This window comes from Alteribacillus sp. YIM 98480 (assembly GCF_009765375.1).
GTDB lineage: Bacteria > Bacillota > Bacilli > Bacillales > Marinococcaceae > Alteribacillus.
In genome coordinates this window covers 138412-157421 of record NZ_VTOK01000004.1, presented here as the reverse complement: position 1 = coordinate 157421, position 19010 = coordinate 138412, and the positions used below count along the sequence as shown (strand labels likewise).

18 protein-coding genes are annotated in these 19010 nt (G+C 40.2%); 5 read left to right on the top strand and 13 right to left on the bottom strand.

Going from position 1 to position 19010, the window contains the following annotated elements:
* Positions 1 to 151 precede the first annotated feature (151 nt).
* The 3 genes from FZF09_RS06880 to FZF09_RS06870 form a co-directional block, all read right to left on the bottom strand.
* Complete coding sequence (locus FZF09_RS06880) at positions 152 to 1210, bottom strand: YeiH family protein (protein ID WP_370514433.1); 1059 nt, start codon at positions 1208 to 1210, stop codon at positions 152 to 154.
* Between the two features lie 220 nt (positions 1211 to 1430).
* A complete protein-coding gene (locus tag FZF09_RS06875) occupies positions 1431 to 2264 on the bottom strand; it encodes a YitT family protein (protein WP_158735841.1) in 834 nt (277 codons plus the stop codon).
* 218 nt (positions 2265 to 2482) lie between these two features.
* Positions 2483 to 3484, bottom strand: a complete 1002-nt coding sequence (locus FZF09_RS06870) for a LacI family DNA-binding transcriptional regulator (RefSeq protein WP_158735840.1) — start codon at positions 3482 to 3484, stop codon at positions 2483 to 2485.
* A gap of 225 nt (positions 3485 to 3709) precedes the next feature.
* On the opposite strand from FZF09_RS06870, the gene FZF09_RS06865 reads away from it, so the two are divergent.
* The 5 genes from FZF09_RS06865 (at position 3710) to FZF09_RS06845 (ending at position 8907) form a co-directional block, all read left to right on the top strand.
* A complete protein-coding gene (locus FZF09_RS06865) occupies positions 3710 to 4558 on the top strand; it encodes a transketolase (protein ID WP_158735839.1) in 849 nt (282 codons plus the stop codon).
* 1 nt (position 4559) lies between these two features.
* Complete coding sequence (locus FZF09_RS06860) at positions 4560 to 5552, top strand: transketolase family protein (protein ID WP_158735838.1); 993 nt, start codon at positions 4560 to 4562, stop codon at positions 5550 to 5552.
* A 317-nt stretch (positions 5553 to 5869) separates the two neighbouring features.
* Entirely contained in the window at positions 5870 to 6871 is a 1002-nt protein-coding gene (locus FZF09_RS06855; RefSeq protein WP_158735837.1) for a TRAP transporter substrate-binding protein, read from the top strand.
* 252 nt (positions 6872 to 7123) lie between these two features.
* Positions 7124 to 7642, top strand: a complete 519-nt coding sequence (locus FZF09_RS06850) for a TRAP transporter small permease (protein WP_158735836.1) — start codon at positions 7124 to 7126, stop codon at positions 7640 to 7642.
* Positions 7639 to 8907 carry a TRAP transporter large permease gene (locus tag FZF09_RS06845; RefSeq protein WP_158735835.1) on the top strand — a complete coding sequence of 423 codons (1269 nt, stop codon included), beginning with the start codon at positions 7639 to 7641 and terminating at the stop codon, positions 8905 to 8907. The genes FZF09_RS06850 and FZF09_RS06845 overlap by 4 nt, the downstream gene beginning before the upstream one ends.
* 129 nt (positions 8908 to 9036) lie before the next feature.
* Here FZF09_RS06845 and tkt read toward each other — a convergent pair whose 3' ends face one another.
* From tkt to FZF09_RS22620, 10 genes are all read right to left on the bottom strand, one after another.
* Entirely contained in the window at positions 9037 to 11049 is a 2013-nt protein-coding gene (gene tkt, locus FZF09_RS06840) for a transketolase (protein WP_158735834.1), read from the bottom strand.
* Positions 11046 to 11909: a class II fructose-1,6-bisphosphate aldolase gene (fba, locus tag FZF09_RS06835; RefSeq protein WP_158735962.1), complete on the bottom strand. Its 864-nt coding sequence runs from the start codon at positions 11907 to 11909 to the stop codon at positions 11046 to 11048. The genes tkt and fba overlap by 4 nt, the downstream gene beginning before the upstream one ends.
* Before the next feature lie 27 nt (positions 11910 to 11936).
* Entirely contained in the window at positions 11937 to 12884 is a 948-nt protein-coding gene (gene glpX / locus FZF09_RS06830) for a class II fructose-bisphosphatase (RefSeq protein ID WP_158735833.1), read from the bottom strand.
* A 204-nt stretch (positions 12885 to 13088) separates the two neighbouring features.
* A complete protein-coding gene (rpiB, locus tag FZF09_RS06825) occupies positions 13089 to 13541 on the bottom strand; it encodes a ribose 5-phosphate isomerase B (protein WP_158735832.1) in 453 nt (150 codons plus the stop codon).
* 86 nt (positions 13542 to 13627) lie between these two features.
* The gene (locus FZF09_RS06820) at positions 13628 to 14899 is read right to left on the bottom strand and encodes a TRAP transporter large permease (protein ID WP_158735831.1); all 1272 of its coding nucleotides are present in this window, start codon (positions 14897 to 14899) and stop codon (positions 13628 to 13630) included.
* Positions 14896 to 15384: a TRAP transporter small permease gene (locus FZF09_RS06815; RefSeq protein WP_158735830.1), complete on the bottom strand. Its 489-nt coding sequence runs from the start codon at positions 15382 to 15384 to the stop codon at positions 14896 to 14898. Before FZF09_RS06815 ends, FZF09_RS06820 begins: the two co-directional genes overlap by 4 nt.
* A gap of 142 nt (positions 15385 to 15526) precedes the next feature.
* The gene (locus tag FZF09_RS06810; protein WP_158735829.1) at positions 15527 to 16561 is read right to left on the bottom strand and encodes a TRAP transporter substrate-binding protein; all 1035 of its coding nucleotides are present in this window, start codon (positions 16559 to 16561) and stop codon (positions 15527 to 15529) included.
* Positions 16562 to 16582: 21 nt separating this feature from the next.
* A complete protein-coding gene (locus FZF09_RS06805; protein WP_158735828.1) occupies positions 16583 to 17353 on the bottom strand; it encodes a triose-phosphate isomerase in 771 nt (256 codons plus the stop codon).
* Positions 17346 to 18002 carry a dihydroxyacetone kinase subunit DhaL gene (dhaL, locus tag FZF09_RS22625; RefSeq protein ID WP_199256756.1) on the bottom strand — a complete coding sequence of 219 codons (657 nt, stop codon included), beginning with the start codon at positions 18000 to 18002 and terminating at the stop codon, positions 17346 to 17348. Before dhaL ends, FZF09_RS06805 begins: the two co-directional genes overlap by 8 nt.
* Positions 17999 to 19006 (bottom strand): dihydroxyacetone kinase subunit DhaK, encoded by a 1008-nt coding sequence (locus FZF09_RS22620; protein ID WP_199256755.1) that lies wholly within the window; start codon positions 19004 to 19006, stop codon positions 17999 to 18001. The genes dhaL and FZF09_RS22620 overlap by 4 nt, the downstream gene beginning before the upstream one ends.
* Positions 19007 to 19010: the final 4 nt, after the last annotated feature.

The window sequence follows — 19010 nt, the reverse complement described above, 5'->3', positions numbered from 1 at the left end:
TTTTCCAAAAGATATCAAATCGTAAAGCTGCTCATTGATGTTTGAAAAACAGAGTTATAGTTATCATGATGTCAGTACCACTTATGCACTGAAAGCAGGATTTGTTGTTATGCCAGTACCTGCATCACAGTCTAATCTAGTTTTTATCCTATTAAATAATAGTAAACGTAAGGAGTGCCAGCAGTATAGAAACGATCATCATTGCTATAAACGGACGTAATGCTTTTGTACGCAGTGCCTTAAAATTAACATTCAAACCTAGCCCTACCATCGCCATCGTTAGAATAAATGTAGACAGGTCAGAAACTCCGTCCATAACATAGGTTGGAATGTGCAGATAAGGACCAATGATATAACTTCCAACCAGACTCATTACAATAAAGCCAATGAGAAACCAAGGGAAATCCATTTTTGCTTGCCCGCTTTCACTCTTGCTTCGCTTTTTCATCCAATACATCAATATAAAACAAAGAGGGATCAACAGGAAAACACGTCCCAGCTTGGCTAAAAGAGCAATAGCTAAAGCATCTTCTCCAGCGGGGGCGGCAGCTAATGCTACATGGGCAATTTCATGTAAACTTATCCCAGACCATATACCGTATGCTTCCTCATTAAGTGGTAATATCGGCTGCAGGACAGTATAAAGAAGAGCGAAAACGGTACCCGTTAAGGCAATAATTCCGACTCCAATCGCTGTGTCCTCTTCTTTTGATTTTATAATCGGTGATACTGCAGCAATGGCAGCAGCTCCGCATACCCCCGTTCCAACACCTAAAAGAAGAGACAAGTTAAAATCAGCTTTCATCCATTTCGCAATGAATACTATGGCAAGAATCGAAAAGATAATCGTGCCCGCTCCCCGAACTAACAAGGGCAAGCCTTGACTAAAAATAACCGCAATATTTAATTGCAACCCATAAAGAACAATAGCATATCGGAGCAGCTTTTTAGACGAAAATTCGATGCCCTTTCGAATTTTTTCTGGATACTCCCAAATTTGCCGGCAGACAATCGCAATTAATATAGCACAAGCAAGCGGGCCGACCCGATCAAACCCTGTAATATTGGATAAACCAACACCTAGAAGAGCAATGAAAAACGTAAATGCAATTCCTCCGCTCCACTGTAAAAAACGATAAGGTTTCTTATTGTCCGTACGTCCGGACGGCTCATGATACGTTTCCTTCATTTCGTATTGTTGGGGCTGCATGGTTTCGTGCTCCTTTCTGAAAAAGTGGTCCATTCGTAAACAATGTGTTTGATTTTACGATACCACAGAAAACAGCACTGCTATTATTTGACTTCATAATGGCTTACATATAAAAATATAATAAACACTCAAGACAGCCACAGATTCAAAGGTTAGTAAGTTCCATGAATGAAAATTTTCCAGCAGCTACAAAGTCAAAATGAAGAGATATTCCATTTCCCTATGCTTCTTTGTAACCCCTTTTAAAAATTTCTTGGACATTGCTCGTTGTGACATATGCATCTTCATCAATCTGCTCAATGATGCGGCGAAGTTGAACAATCTCGCGTTTATTTATGACGATATAAAGAATTTTGCGGACGTCCTTCGTATAGCCGCCTCTTCCTTCTAAGATCGTCACACCGCGCCCCATTCTATTTATCAATTCATCGAGAACTTCTTCTTGATATTTGGAAATAATCATCACGGCGGTGCGCTCATTTGCACCCTCTACGATTTTATCGATAACTTTCGCACCAACAAATACAGCGATCAATGTATACATAGCTTTTTCTTTTCCAATCACAAAGGCAGACATTGAAATGACGGCTATATCAATAACGAGCATGGCTTTCCCAATACTCCAACCTAAAAACTTATTACACAATTTTGCTAAAGTCGTTGCTCCCCCCGATGTACCCCCGGCTCGAAAAATCATCCCAAGACCGATACCGACAAATAAACCAGCAAACATAGCGGCAAGCAGACTATCGTCATTTAATTCCTCCCCCCACCCATAAGTAAGCTCTAAAAAAAGAGACATAAAAACGATAGCAACCATCGTATAAATGGTTGTCTTAATCGTGAAAAATTTGTAGCCAATTGCTACCAGCAAAAGATTCAAAATCAAATTGACTATTCCGGGCGACCAGCCAAATAGATAATAAGTAATGATGGTTAAACCAATAACACCGCCTTCTGATAACGTATTTGGAATAGCAAAATAATTGATACCGATTGCAAATATAAATGTTCCTATTATTATTATAAAAATATCGCTGGCTCTTTGTTTCATTTACTCCCCTCCCTTTTAAAAATCAACGTAATAATCTCCATTGACTATACCTCTTAAATTATTTGTACTCAAGGGCTTCGTTTGGGGCTAAATGTGAGCACAAAAAGCCAAATATTAGAAAAACTCGGCTTGCCGCCGAGTCTGCATTTCCATTCTCACGCCTAAATGTTTCAATCATTTATGGCTGAAATAATTATTAATAACCTATTCCTCTCCCCTCAAACACACCCGCAAGATTTCCTCACAATTAAAGAAGGTGGTAATTCTATATGTTTTTTATAGTTTGGATTGTGTATTTTACTTAAAAGCACATCAAATGCTGTTTTACCAATGGTAGCTGGCGGTTGTACAATATTTGTAATCGGGGGATCTACGATAGAAGCTGATGCAAAATCCCCGAATCCGATTAAAGCAATGTCCTCAGGAATCTTCAACAAAAACTCCTTCATTTGTGAAATAGCTCCTATCGTCATCAAATCGTTGAGTACAAAAAGAGCAGATATATCGTTATGTCTAGTTAACAATGACTTTACTGCTGCTGCTCCTCCCGCAACAGTTGCATGACCAAGTTCCATATAACTTTCATTAAAGGGTAAATTATAGTTTTTTAAAGCCTCTTTATAACCTTTTATCCTCTCATCTGTCGTAGATACGTTCGACACACCGTATATCATTCCAATTTTTTTATGACCGTGCTTTAATAAGTGAAAAGCAGCATCGTATCCAGTTTGAAAGTTATCCCCCGTAACTTTAGGAGTGTTTTTAGCAAGGTCCGTGTAACGGTTAACCAAGACTACTGGAAAATCTTCACTTGTGTACTTATTCAAGTACTCTAAATCACTAGAAGCTGGTGATAAAATGATACCGTCTATCATTCTTGAATGAAGTACACTAATGGTTTCTTCTTCGTAATCCTTCACCTCATTTGTATTAACGAGAAGCAGATTGTACCCCATTTCCCTGGCTCTTTCCTCAACCCCATACACCATCTCGGTTACAAAGCTGTCCGGTAAACTAGATACTACCATTGCTGCGGTTTTTGTGGTTTTTTGTCTTAAATTTTTTGCCGTGGAGTTTGGAATATAATTATATTTTTGAATAAGATTCATGATTTTTTTTTGTTTGTTTTCGGTAATATGCTTTGTTCCATTTATGACATGAGATACTGTAGCAATTGATACTTGTGCTTCTTTGGCGATATCTTTCATCGTGACTTTCATGTTTTAACTCCTCCAAGTTAAACCTTTTACTTCCTGTTTTACTAATTATATATTATACTATCTATTTTTATAATTCAATTTATATATTTTTATATATTTACAACTAATTTTCAACTTAAAACCCCTTTTATAAAATTTCATGCCATTTAGTATTGACATTAAAAGCGTTTACATAGTAACATTTTAATCAAATCGGTAAAACGATTAACCAAAAGGAGGATTAACATGACAAAAACCGCTTCTATTTCTCCAGAAAAAATAGAACTCATAAAAGAAAAAGCAAAGATGTCCCGGTTAGAAACGATACGATTAATTTCTTTGGCAAAAAGCGGTCATTACGGCTCTTCTTTTTCCAGTTCAGAAATTTTCGCTACGCTGTATTACCATATTATGAATTACAAAGCTGACGATCCAAAATGGCCAAAGAGAGATCGATTTGTCATGGGAAAAGGCCACTCTGCTGTAGGTGTTTATCCTATATTAGCCGATGTCGGTTTCTTTCCTAAAGAAGAATTGGATACTTACACGCAGGTAGGCAGCGCGTTTGGCGACCACCCTGATATGAACAAAATTAAAGGCGTTGATTTTAGTTCTGGTTCGATTGGACACGGCTTATCTGTTGGTGTTGGCATGTCTCTTGGAGCCCGCGTAGATAACGAAAACTATAGATCCTACATCTTAATGGGAGATGGAGAATTACAAGAAGGACAAGTTTGGGAAGCAGCGATGAGCGCAGCCTCTTTTAAACTAGGGAATCTCGTCGCTATTGTAGACAATAATAAGGTGACCGTAGATGGCAATACAGAAGAATTAATGAATATTAACCCGATCAAAGAAAAATGGGAAAACTTTGGCTGGAATGTCGTGGAAGTCGATGGCCATGATATAGAAGCTCTAGTAGAAACATTTGAAAACCTGCCGCCTGCTGATTCTGACGTGCCAACTGCAATTATTTGTGACACTGTAGCTGGTAAAGGAGTTTCATTTATGGAGCATGGCTATGAGTGGCACGTTGCCAACTTAGGGGAAGGCGACATTAAAAGAGCAATCGAAGAAATCGAAGGAGGTAACTAAAATGAGCACAACTACCTTTCATCCAGATACATGGGAATTGTATAAAAGCCTCGAATTGTCCAAACAGTTAACAGCTGGAGAAACACTGGCTAAACTAGGAAAAGATCATCCAGAAATCGTTGCTATGTCCTCTGACCTCAGCAAGCCTACCCGTTTATGGGACTTCGGCAAGGAATTTCCTGAACGCTTTTTTAACTTTGGGTTGGCTGAAAAAAATATGGTAACGGCTGCAGCAGGCTTAGCTTCCACAGGAAAAACACCGTTTGTTTCTACTTACGCTTCTTTCTTAGGTATATTAGCCGCTGAAAATATTAGAACGGCTGTTGCTTACCCTAACTTAAATGTGCGTTTAATAGGTACCCACACTGGAATTGCTATGGGATTTTATGGAACGTCCCACCATGCTACAGAAGATATTTCGATAACTAGAGCTATGGCTAATATGACAGTTATCTCACCTGCTGACGGTACGGCACTAGCAGAAATGGTAGAAGAATCGGTAAAAACTTACGAAGGGCCGATTTATTTCCGGGTGAGCCGCGGCCGTGAAGAATCCGTTTACGAGAAAACCGACTCAAAAACCCACAATAAAATTGGAAAAGCGAATACGTTAACAGACGGCAATGACTTAACCATTATTGCTTGCGGAATTGAAGTTAATGAATCTCTTAAAGCAGCCAAGCAGCTCGAAGAACAAGGGATCAAAACAAGAGTGATAGATATGCACACTATCAAACCTATGGATACAGAAGCGGTCTTAAAAGCAGCGAAAGAAACAGGCACCATTCTCACCGTAGAAGAGCATAATGTACAAGGTGGTTTAGGCAGTGCTGTATCCGAAGTACTAATGGAATCCGGTATTCCTTGTAAATTTAAACGTCACGGCTTTTACGATGAGTATTCTCTCATTGGTAAACCGTATCACCTTTATAAACACTACAAGTTAGATGGAGACGGCATTGCTTCTGTAGCAAAAGATTTACTAGATAAATAAATGTACTAGATGATAAGATAAATAATATAGGAATAAAGTCATTAGAAAAACTCGACTTCCCACCCGCACTTATGGTGGAAGTCGTAGTTTTACTTAAAGTATTAATAAAACTCGACTTGCCGCCAACTCCAAATGGCGGGAGTCGCAGTTTATCTACTTCCTTTAACAAAGCTAAACAATCCTTTTTATCCAAGTCAGCCCTCGATTGGTTGCCTTGGATAAAAACAATGCCTGATTTCCTTATTGCTAAAAATGTAAACGTTATCAAAAGTCCCTTTACAACACCGAAAAATCACCTATTGAATAGGAGGGGAGAAATGAAAACCTTACGACATTTGGTCACATCTTTAGTCATCTTACTTGGAGCTAGTGTCATGATTGTATTTATTTCTGGCGGACAAGTGGTAGAACCTGCGGATGAAACAATCATAAGGTTTGGTCACGGTTCAGAAGAATCTAATGAAAGACATCTCGCTGTCCTGCATTTTAAAGAACTTGTTGAAAATAAATCGAATGGGAACATTCAGGTACAAGTTTATCCAAATGAACAACTCGGTTCAGAAGCAGAAATGATCGAAAGTGTTACCTTAAATGATCTGCAGATGGTCGCTTCGAGTGCATTTAGTCAATACGACCAACGTATAAGCGTTTTTGAATTACCCTACCTTTTCTCCTCTTATGAAGAGGCGTGGAACGTATTAGATGGAAAAATTGGAGAGAAAGCAGCGGAACCGTTATTAGAAAATAATTTAAGAATTCTTTCTTATTTTGAAAATGGATTTCGTCATGTGACTTCGAACCAGCCTATCGAATCACCAAATGACTTAAATGGGTTAAAAATTAGAACCCCGGAATCCCCTTTATCACTAGGTACATTTAAGACTCTGGGAGCAAATCCTACCCCTATGGCCTTTGGAGAACTCTATACAGCGCTTCAGCAAGGTACGGTTGATGCCCAGGAAAATCCGGTGGCTAACATTCACTCTAGTAAATTTCAAGAAGTTCAAAAATACCTTAACTTCACCGGCCACCAATACATGCCTCTACCAGTGGCTGTAAGTGAGGATTTCTGGCAGTCTCTATCTCCTTATTCGCAAAATATTGTAAAAGACAGTGCTCAAGAAGCCGCGCAGTATCACAGAGACTTGATTGTAAAAAACGAAGATAAAATGGTCAAAGAATTACAAGAAGATGGCATGAAAGTAATAGAACCTGACACCGAACAATTCGAAAAAGACACAGAAATGGTATATGAACACTTCAAAAATGAATTTGGAGATGAAATGGTGGAGGAGATTCTTCAGCAAGTAAAAGAATAACGCATTTGAAAAAAAATCGGCTTACCGCCACGTAAAGAAACCGCCAGTTAAAGGAACTTCTGCTAAACACACACTGCAACGCTAGGATGTGTTAATATCGCTAATGCCACTGGACATGGCGTTTTTGGCGAGGTGTAAGTCACCACATCCAGTGGAAGTACGTCCTGTACGTTGGAAGACGTAGTTTTGCTTGTACGTTGATCCTTTAACAAAGTTAAACTTTCCTAAAGTATGAACCAAGGGTGAGGCAGCATGAAATTATTAAAATGGATGGATGAACATTTAGAAGAATACGCGTTAATTATATTAAGCAGCTTTACAGTAATCCTTATATTCACTCAAGTCGTCATGCGGTACGTTTTTGGCCATTCTCTCTCCTGGTCAGAGGAAACGGCTAGATATGCATTTATATGGATGATTTATATCGGGATAAGCTATGGAGTGAAGAAACAGCGGCACTTAAATGTAGATGCCTTTTCTTTGCTTTTTGAGAAGAAAGGGAAAATTATTCTCGGAATGATTTCTAATGTATGTTTCCTCACCTTTGCTGTGGTTATAACCTATTACGGCATAGATATTGCTTTTAAGATTACAAGAGAGTCTGCAGCATTGCAATTACCAATGGGCTGGGTTTACGCCGCTCCAGCGATAGGGATGTTATTAACTGTTATTAGGATTATTCAAAACCTGGTAACACAAGGACATGCGTTAAAAAATCTAAAGACAAAAGAGAAAAAAGATCATCATGAGATTCAGGAGGAAGCTATATGACACCCTTTATTTTATTCGGAAGTTTCTTTTTTTTCTTAATCTTAACGGTGCCTATTGGTATTGCCCTGGGGCTGGCAGGATTAATAACTGCTTTATATTCTTCTAATATTTCTATCACATTCTTAACTCAAAATCTTGTAACTTCTACAGATAACTTTGCTTTAATGGCTATCCCCTTTTTCATTTTAGCCGGTGAGATCATGGGGAAAGGCGGAATATCAACAAGGTTATTTGATGCAGCAAATGTATTTGTAGGCAGATTTACAGGCGGGTTTGCGATGGCAGCTGTTTTAACGTGCATGTTCTTTGCAGCCATATCTGGTTCTGGTCCTGCAACCGTAGCTGCCATCGGAGGAATCATGATTCCCGCCATGGTTGCACAAGGATATGATAAAAAATTTGCAACAGCAGTCATTGTATCGGCCGGTTCGTTAGGGATTATCATTCCACCAAGCATCCCATTAGTATTATTTGGAGTGTCCGGCGGCCAATCGATTGGTGATTTATTTTTGGGCGGGATTGTGCCAGGTCTTATCCTCGGTTTAGCAATGATGGTTTGGATCTATATTTATTCAAAAAAGAAAAATTATAAAGGAACCCAAGAAAAGTTTACCTTCTATAAAGCTTTTCATTCCTTAAATAATGCAAAATGGTCCCTGCTTGTTCCAGTCCTTGTATTAGGAGGAATTTATGGAGGCATCTTTACACCTACAGAAGCAGCTGTGATTGCCGTGGTTTATGCCGTTTTTGTAAGCGTATTCTTGCATAAAGAGATGACATTTCAAGATTTGCCAGGTATCATCAGGGATGCCGCCTTAAACTCCGTTATTATCCTGTTAATCATTGGAACGGCGAATACATTTGGAACGCTATTATCTATGGAAAGAATCCCTCAAGTATTGGCAGACGGTTTTTTGTCGATCTCGCAGCAGCCATTTGTATTATTATTACTTGTCGTTCTTTTATTATTGATCATTGGTTGTTTTATCGACACCTCAGCAGCGGTGATTATTTTTACACCCATTTTATTACCAACTGCGATGGAAATCGGTATTGATCCTATTCACTTTGGAATTTTAATGATTGTTTCTCTTTCCATTGGATTTATTACTCCTCCGCTTGGGGTCAATTTATTTGTCGGTTCCGGCATCTCCGGACTTGGAATGCCTGTCCTTGCAAGAGCAGTGATTCCGTTCTTTGCGGTTATGGTTGTTAGTCTCTTCGTCATTATCCTTATTCCAGAATTATCACTCGTCTTTCTTTAAGAGTTAATAATAAGGAGCCTGTGGTAAAAAGCGCACGCACCACAGGCTATTTTTCATGGTTGTATCATTCTTGCTGTTCGAGCAATAGATATATCTATATAATTTATTAAGGGGGAAGGTATTATCTAACTAAGCTTCTTCTAAGGCGTACTCTTGTTTTATTTTTTTGATAATGTTTTCAACTGTAAAACCATAATATTCTGCGGCCTCAGGACCTGGTGCGGAAATGCCAAACGTATCCATGCCTACGATCAACCCGTCGGTACCTGTGTATTTCTCCCAGCCTAGCGGGCTTGCCATTTCAATCGCAACTCGTTTTGTAATGGTAGGATCCAGCACTTTTTGTTTATACTCACGTGACTCGGCATCAAAGTTTTCCCAAGAAGGCATGCTGATCACTTTCGCCTTGTACCCTTCTTTCTCAAGTTGTGCTTGCACGTTTAATGCAAGAGATACTTCAGAACCGGTCGCAAGTAGTAACAAGTCTGCTTCCGGATGGTCTTTCACCACATAAGCACCGTGTTCTACCCCTGCAGCTGCTTCATCCACGGAAAGATCAAGCGCCGGGAGTCCCTGCCTGGATAGCGCCAGTACGGTAGGACGATTTCCTGAGGTAAGGGCCTGCTTCCATGCTGCATAAGTTTCTTTTACATCAGCCGGCCGAATTACTCTTACATTTGGCATCGCGCGCAAAGATGCTAAATGTTCAATCGGTTGATGCGTCGGCCCGTCTTCTCCGACAAAAATACTATCATGAGTAAATACATACGTTACGGGCAGGTTCATTAATGCAGCAGACCGAATAGACGATCTCATATAATCAGAAAAAGTAAGAAACGTGCCGCCGTAAACGTACAATCCGCCATGTAAAGCCATACCATTTAAGGCTGCGCCCATTGCAAACTCACGGACTCCAAACCAAATGTTCCGGCCTTCATATTGCCCTTTTAAAAAGTCCTGTTCATTTTTTATTGCAGTTTTGTTAGAGGACGCTAAATCAGCTGCGCCACCGATAAAAGAAGTAACATTCGACGCTGCGGCTTGAATCACATCGCCTGAAGAAGCACGTGTAGCCTGATCTTTTGATAAATCAACCGCTGCTTCGATGTTTTCCCACACCGACTGCGGAATTGACATATATCCTTGTTCAAAAGCGTCATATGCTTCTGCAAAAGATGTTTTAAACATTTCTTCTCTTTCTTTACACTGAGCATACTCTCTCTTTTTTCTCTCCACAATTTCTTTTACATAAGACCGAACATCTTCACTCACAAAGAAAGAAGTATCCTCTGTCCATCCATACGCTTCTTTTACTTTGCCAATTTCCTCTTTTCCAAGCGGAGCACCATGTGCTTGAGAAGTTCCTCCCTTGTTTGGAGAACCGAATCCAATCACCGTTTTCACTTCTATTAAGGAAGGCTGGTTTTTATTATTGCGAGCTTCTTGGATGGCACGATCAATCGCGTCCACATCATTTCCATCCTCTACGTACAACACTTGCCAGCCATAACTTTCAAATCGTTTTTGAACGTCTTCTGAAAAAGATTGGTGAAGATCACCATCTAAAGAAATGTCGTTGGAATCATACATCCAAATTAACTTTCCTAATCCTAAATGGCCTGCAAGAGATGCTGCTTCATGAGAGACGCCCTCCATTAAGTCACCGTCTCCGCAAATAGCATAAGTGAAATGATCAACCAGCTCATGATCATTCTTATTAAAAACGGCGCTTTGATGTGCCTCTGCCATCGCCATGCCAACTGTCATGGCAATTCCCTGGCCAAGCGGACCGGTTGTTGCCTCTACCCCTGCTGTATGGCCGTACTCAGGGTGGCCGGGAGTTTTACTGTTCAATTGACGAAAGGTTTTTAAATCTTCCATAGAAATATCATAATCAAACAAATGAAGCAAACTATATTGAAGCATCGACCCATGTCCGGCTGACAATACAAATCGGTCGCGGTCTCTCCAATCTGGGTCCTGAGGGTTCATCTTTAAATATTTCGAGAACAGCACCCAGGCCATGGGAGCGGCTCCCATCGGCATACCAGGATGACCAGAATTTGCTTTTTCTACAGCATCAATGGAAAGCATACGGATGGTATCTATGACTTGCTGGTCTTTTGTGTTGTGAAAGGTCATACACTTACCTCCTGAGAAGCTTTCTTGGAAGACCCGAACTCTTGCATTTTTTCTTGCACAACGGCTTTAATAGATGCTTGTGCAGGGCCTAAGTATTTGCGAGGATCATACAATTCAGGCTTTTCGTTTAAAATCTCCCGAACTGTTTTCGTTGCCGCGATTTGATTTTCTGTATTGACGTTTATTTTGGAAGTGCCAAGAGAAATAGCTCGTTGAATATCTTGGGCCGGCAAGCCGGAACCTCCATGAAGAACAAGTGGTTTATCTGTTTTTTCATGAATTTCCTGCATGCGGTCAAATGCGAGATGAGGTTCTCCTTTGTATGGTCCGTGAACAGAACCTAAAGCTGGGGCAAAACAGTCTACATCCGTTTCTTCAATGAGTTTTAAACAGTCCTCCACTTTTGCATATGCTTCTTCTGGATTTGTAATAACACCGCTGTCCTGAGCCCCAACATGTCCGACTTCCGCTTCGACGGAAACACCTGTGACGCGGGCTATTTTTAATACTTCATTCGTAATACGGATGTTTTCTTCGATTGGCAGATGAGAGGCATCAATCATTACGGATGATACACCAGCGTGAATCGCTTCCACACACAGTTCCACGCTCGAGCCATGGTCTAAATGAATGGCAACGGGAACAGTAATATCGTAATCTTTCATTAACCCTTCAACAATGTGTACAGCCGTCTGAAATCCGCCCATATATTTAGCGGCTCCTTTAGATAACCCGCAAATAACAGGAGACTGCTCTTCTTCTGCAGCCAGCAGAATACCTTGCGCAAATTCCAAATTATTAATATTGAACTGCCCGACAGCATATTGTTCTTTTTTTGCTTTGTTCAGCATTTCAGTCATTGAAACTAACACTTTTCCAACCCCTTTCTATACTGTTAGAACCTTTTTCATTTCATGTTGAGACTCGATCGTATACGCTTGATTATTTAATGTTAAAAAGGATTGTGTTTTTAATAAATCTCCGCTTTTTTCAACGCCTTTTGTTAATAGACCGTTCGTAATTCCAGTGGCAGCGAATAAACAATTATCCGTTGATACAATATCGTCTAATCGCAAAAAAGCGTCGGGATCTTTTATATTCATAGAAATACAGCGATCAAACTGCTCTTTATCGGCAGGACGTAATTTCCCTTGGAAGTCGCCGCCAAGACTGCGCATCGCCACTGCTGCAACAACTCCTTCTGGAGCTCCTCCGGTTCCCATAAACAGATCCGCAGAATGATCGCTTAGGGCAGCCGCCAACGCTGCATTGATATCCACTTCTTTAAACAAAGTAACTTTTGCTCCCAATTTCTTAGCTGCTTCAATAATATGATCGTGACGCGGCCGCTCTTGAACCATCACTTCTACTTCTGCTGCTGATTTTCCTAAAGCCTTTGCCACATTTATTATGTTGTCTTCGGGAGAAAGCTCTATATCAATGGCCCCTTTTGCTTTTGGCCCAACTGCTATTTTGTCCATATACATATCAGGCGCATGGAGCAGGCTGCCTTTTTCCGCTGCAGCTAATACGGCAATAGAATCGTTTGCTCCGGAGGCTACCAGTTTCGTGCCATCAATGGGGTCGACTGCAATGTCTATTTCTGGTCCCGTTCCATCCCCTACGTTCTCTCCAATAAACAACATCGGAGCTTCGTCCATTTCGCCTTCACCAATCACTATCGTTCCATTTATACTCGCTTTATTTAATTCCCGGCGCATGGCCTCTGTTGCATGAAAATCTGCCTTATTTTTATCTTGATTTCCAATGTGAGGATAAACGGCTGCAGCAGCCTGCTGGGTGACGTTCACCAATGGAATCGCAAGGTTGATCATTTTCCCACCTCTATTTCGTTTTAGCGAAACGGTTTATACCAAAAATAGCCCAAAAGTTTAACGATTTAGACTTTTGCGGCTATTGTTAGAAAAACTTGATGAGGTTCTCCCAAAAGGTTTTTGCAGCTGAAGTTAACTTAACAAATTTGCCGAGTCGACTTATGGGAATGCCCCTCGTGATTTTTCCTAATGTAAGAACCATCTCTAGCTTTTTGAAACATATTCCTGCTCTTTATCGATAATTTTTTGTACTTTTCGAGAAGATCCACCTTCCCAAGCTACGCTCAAGTAACTTTCCACTACTTTTTTTGCGGCCTCCGGACCAATGATTTGAGCGCCCATCGTTAAAATTTGTGCATTATTGCTTAATTGGGCACGTTCTGCCGAATAAGTATCATGGCACAAAGCTGCGCGGATACCTGGAATTTTACCAGCTGCTATCGCCACTCCTATACCGGTGCCACATATGAGAATGCCGCGATCAACGTTTTCGTCTTGAATCGCTTGGGCCACTTCAAAGGAAACATCGGGATAATCTACCGCATCACAGCTGTGGCAGCCATAATCACTTACCGAATGTCCTAATCCCTCTATGAAACTCTTAATCTCTTCTTTTAAATGAAAAGCATTATGATCGCTTCCGATTGCGATTTTCATTTACCATCACCTCTTTTTGTTTAATTATACTTTATATCATTTATTTTCGATTGTCAATTTTAACTTACTTTATTTTTCGTTTTCTTTTATCTTATGAAAACAAGTGAAAGTGAAGGTACAATAATGATGACCGCTAAACTTAGGATCATTGCAGCGAAAAAAGGCGTAACTGCTCTTGCTAGAGTAGGTATACCTATTCCAGAAATCCCTGATCCAACAAATAAGTTAACTCCTAATGGCGGCGTGATAAAGCCAATCGACAAGTTAGTTATCATTAAAATCCCAAAATGAACCGGATCAATTCCTAACTCTGCTACCACCGGAAATAAAATAGGCGTCAAAATAACGATCGCTGCTACGGTGTCCATGAACATGCCTACCACTAATAGCAGAATACAAATTAACAAAATAATCACGATCGGATTTTCCGATACCGTCGTAAGCGCATCAGCTACTTTAATAGGTATTTGTTCTAACGTTAAAATTCTTCCAAAAGCGGTCGCCGCAGAAATAACAATTAAAATAGTAGCGCTTGTTAATGCCGATTTCGTAATAATGTTAGGCAGGTCTTTTAATTTCATTTCTCTATACACAAACAGGCTGATAACTAAAGCGTATACCACGGCTATAACAGCTGCCTCTGTAGGCGTAAACTTCCCGCTGTAAATACCGCCAAGAATAATGATAGGTGTAAATAAAGCCCATTTGGCTTTGTTTATCTGCTTAAATAAAGCGTTAAAAGAAAATTTTTCTCCTACACCTTTGTATCCTTTCTTTTTCGAATAAAGGTAACACCATAAAATCATGACTAGTCCAACTAAAATTCCTGGCAGTATCCCGCCTAAGAACATATCTCCGACAGAAGTCTGAGAGGAAACGCCATACATGATCATTGGAATACTTGGGGGAATAATAATTCCCAAAGAACCAGCTGAAACAACAACAGCTGTCGCGAATTTTTTATCATATCCTTCGTTAATCATTGTTGGTATCATAAGCCCCCCTACTGCAGCGACAGTAGCTGGACCTGACCCTGAAATAGCGGCAAAAAACATGGAAGTTAGTACGGCAACAACAGCCATCCCTCCAGTAATATTACCGACAATAACTTTCCCTAAATTCATTAACCGACTAGAGATGCCTCCCCCGCTCATTAACTCTCCTGCTAAAATAAACAGAGGAACAGCGAGTAATGGGAAGGTATCTACAGAAGTTACCAAATCTCTAATAAGAGCCTCGGCGGCAAGAGAAGGAACGAAAAGAATCGTTATTAAAGATGCTAAACCTAAAGCAATTCCAATAGGTACAGTAGCTATTAACAAAAAAGCCAGGGTTCCAAATAGAATCAGCGAAATCATAGTATCTCCTCACCCTCTTTATTGCGCCATCTTACTGTTACCTTCCATTGATCCTGGATTAAGCGAATAAAAGCTAAAGAAAACCCTACAAGTGTAGATGCATACACCCAGCCGTAGGAAATTCCTAATCCAGGAGTTGTCCGTTGAATGCCAAAAGCTGTGTTGAGGCCATAATATATAACTACGACCGAAAATATTAAAAAAGCTAAATTAGAGACGGTTCTAATAAAAAATCTTCCATTTAGTTTAAATAAAAGAGCAAGAGACTCAATTTTTAGGTGCTTATTTTTCTTTACTGCATAGCTGACTCCTATAAACAACATCCAAATAAACATATAGCGGGCTAATTCTTCTGTCCACGGAAAAGTAAAGCCCAAAATATTGCGGGTGACGACTTGAATAAAAAGAGTGATCACTAAAACAGCAGTAGTGAATATTAATAAGTATTCTTCAATGTAACGATCCAAAAATTTTATGATCTTCATGAGGATCCCTTCCTTTCGGAAGATAATATTTTTGAAACGGAAAGCAGGTACTTTTTTACATTCAACAAATCTTCTAATCTTTGAAAGTACCTGCTTATCCGTTGGTTTTTGGTATTCTGCATTGTTTTAAAGGTTATCGATTTTATCTAGCTGCTTCAGCTTCTTCTAAGAGTGTATCCATGAAATCTTCACCGACTACATCTGCATATTCGTCATACACACTCTCTACAGACTCAGCAAAAGGTTCTGTATCAGGTTCATTTGCTTCCATGCCATTTTCTTCTAGTTCTTTAAGAAGTTCTTCATCTTCATCACGTACTGATTCACGGTGGAATTGTGCAGCTTCGCTGGCAGCTTCTTCAATGATACTTTGGTGATCTTCGCTCAATGAATTCCAAAATTCATCGCTAATAGCCATTGGCAATGCGCTGTATTGGTGTCCTGTCAACGATACATAATCTTGTACTTCGTAAAAGCTGCTCGCATGAATGTTGGCTAGAGGGTTTTCCTGGCCATCAACAGTACCTTGCTGCAGAGCTAAATAAAGTTCTCCAAAAGCCATCGGAGTAGCGCTTGCCCCCATTGCATTTATTGTTTCGATAGACACATCAGCTTCCGGAGTCCGGATACTTAACCCGCTTAAGTCTTCTGGACTTTCAATAGGGTGGCTGCTGTTAGTGACGTGACGCATACCATTTTCAAAAAAGCTTAATATACGAATGTTGTCATCTAGTAAAGGCTCTGATACTAAATCCCCAACTTCTCCGTCTAGTACTTCCCAAGCATGCTCATAGTCTTCAAAGAGATAAGGAAGTTCTACAGCCCCGATTAAATCATTATATTGTGTGTAAATCCCTGCACCAGCTAAGGCAATATCTAAATTATTTAAAGAAACATTCTCTATCATTTCCGGTTCGCTTCCTAATTGCTCATTCGGAAAAATATCAACACTAATAGCCCCTTCTGACTCTTCTTCTACCGCTTCTTTAAATTTCACTGCGGCTTCGTGGCGCACATTTGATTCTGCAGACCCGTGTCCAAAATCAATGATGATTTCTTCTCCATCTCCTCCTCCTTCATTCCCTGAAGCCTCATCTTGTGTTTCATCCCCGCCGCATGCTGCTAATACCGTAGCACTTAAACCTATGAGAGCAGTTTGCATTAAGAATTTTTTCATTTTACCCTCTCCTTAAAAAAATTAATAATTTTTATCGATCGTTAGAAGAATTTTTTCAAAAGATTGTATATCCCAAGCTGACCTTCCAATAAATAAACCGTTTACATTTTTACAATTCAAATAGGATTCAAAATTTTGCTCATTGACACTGCCGCCATACAAAATAGGGACGTCCTCTCCTGTTTCATCAAATAATTCTATTAATAAATGGCGAATGTTACTGTGCTGTTCTCTAACATATTCTGCTGAAGCAGGAACCCCTTTGGATCCAATCGCCCACACAGGTTCATAGGCAATCTGGACGTTTGATATTTCTTCTTTCGTAAGACCATATAAAGAGACTTTTAACTGCTTTCGTATTTTTTCATTTCCGGTATTTCTTGCTTTATCAACGGAATTTTCACCTATACATAAGAGAGGAGTTATCCGTTTTTGTAAGGCTGCTTTAACCTTCTTATTTAGGTCTATATCATTTTCGTTATAATATTGACGTCTTTCTGAATGACCAAGTTCTATTAAGTCTACTCCCGCTTCTTCCAACATTAACGGGGAAACTTCGCCAGTGTAAGCTCCCCGCTCCTCCCAATGCATGGTTTGAGCTCCCAGCTTAATATCTGATTCTTGCAATAACTCTTTTAAAGGGTAGAGGTGCGGGAACGAAGGAATGACAAATAATTCTATTTTCGAAGAAAGTGATTTCTTTATTTCGATTAACCTTCTTAAATAATCTCTTCCTTCTGCCAGGGTTTTTGTCATTTTCCAATTTGTTCCTATCAGAATTTTCTCATTCATTTTTTTCCATCCACACTCTCATACTTTTAAAAATGAGCCAGACGGAGGTAGCCCCTGCGTCTTGAAAACCTAAGGCTCTCTCTCCTAATGTTTTAGCGCGGCCAAATTTCGCTTCAAGATTTTTCGTATATTCTACGCCTTGGTTAGCAGCTTCTTCGGCATCTGCGACACTGTCGTAAAGACCTTTTCCTTCTCCTGCAGCTTTCTTTAGTGCTTCAGAGGCTGGTTCCAATGCGTCAATCATCGTTTTGTCTCCTACACTAGCTTTACCTCGTTTTTTCACCGCTTCTGTTGATTCTCCGAAGATCGCAGCCAGAGTATTTGTGTCCAGCGTTTCCTTTGCAGGAAGATTTTTCACCCCGCCGCTAAACATGGTCCCAAAAATAACTCCTGAGGCGCCGCCCATGGACTTCATCATTTCCATTCCAGTTACCTTAAACACTGCATTAACGTTATGACAGGAAGCTTCTTGGAGCTTAGCAGTAAAAGCCTCCGCTCCTGTAGCCATTCCAGCACCATGGTCACCGTCACCAATTTCACTATCAATTTTGCCTAACATATCTTTGGCGTTTATTATTTCTTCTCCGATATGAAGAAACATCTGTTGGACCTCAGCTGCATTTAATGTCTTTACTGACGACGTGCTCATTCGCTTTCACCCCTATTCGCTCTTGTATAATATGGAGAAGCTGCGGGAACATCAAAATACTTCTTCAGTTCATCATCCAACTTCATAAAGGTTATCGAAAAGCCTCCCATATCTTGAGTCGTACAATAACTATTAACATCGGTATCGTAGACGTTTATATTTCTTTCTTCACACCATTGCTGCACTTTTCGATTTACGATAAATAGTTCCATGAGGGTTGTCTTTCCTAATCCATTGATCAGTACTGCTACTTCCTCATCTGATTGAAGCCCGGCAACTTTCTGCAATTCCTCTAACAATTCTGTTGTTAGTTCATCAGCCGGCTTCATTTTAGAGCGCCTTATACCTTTCTCCCCGTGAATACCCAGGCCATATTCAATTTCATCTTCAGGCAGTTCAAACATCGGCTCTGTTTTCCCTGGGCTTGTACCCGGTGATAGTCCCACACCGATGGAAAAAAGATTATCATTGGCCTTTGCTGTAAGTCGCTTAACTTCTGAAAGGGGCAGCCCGCTAGCAGCGGCCCCTCCAGCTATCTTTAAAACAAACATGTCGCCTGCAATGCCTCGACGTTCTTCTTTTTCTTCTGCAGAGACAACATCATCTGTCACTTGCACAGTTTCTGTATCAATGTCTTCTACTTCTGCCAGTTCAGAAGCAACATCGAAATTCAAAACATCTCCTGCATAATTTCCGTAAATATAAAGGACGCCTTTGCCTTGATCTACGGATTTTGTTACCTCTAAAATGGTATCTGGTGTGGGCGCAGCAAATACATTTCCAAGTGCCACACCATCAGCCAATCCCTCTCCCGCTGCACCAATAAACAGCGGCTCATGGCCAGTTCCGCCCCCAATAACAATTCCTACTTTGTCAGGAGAAGAATGTTTATAAGTGATTCCTTTTACATCAGGAACTTTTTTGTAATCGTTTGAATAAGCAGCAATAAACCCTTCTATCATCTCATCTACTATGGCCGCTTCTTGATTTATAACTTTCTTCATAGGA